This window comes from Seonamhaeicola marinus (genome assembly GCF_008085455.1).
In genome coordinates this window covers 1-280 of the sequence record NZ_VSDQ01000674.1, presented here as the reverse complement: position 1 = coordinate 280, position 280 = coordinate 1, and the positions used below count along the sequence as shown (strand labels likewise).

The 280-nt window shown below is 33.2% G+C and carries 1 pseudogene; it reads right to left on the bottom strand.

Going from position 1 to position 280, the window contains the following annotated elements:
• Window positions 1–280: pseudogene (locus FUA24_RS11120) on the bottom strand (cytochrome c oxidase subunit II); the annotation flags it as partial.

Here is a 280-nt window from a genome sequence, read left to right as displayed (position 1 = left end):
TTTGGGTCTGCTTCATCTAAACCTAAAATATTTGCACGGTCTAAATCAATTAAACGTACATTAGCTTTACCTAATGTATTATCGGCACCTGCATAACGTGCTTTCCAGTTAAACTGTTGTGCATATAATTCAACAACTATTGGATCATCGCTTTCATCAACCCCCATAATGTTAATCCATGTGTTTAAACCGTAAATTATTAATCCGGCTAAAACAATTACAGGTATAATTGTCCAAATAGCTTCTAACTTATTATTATCTGCAAAAAACAGTGCTTGTT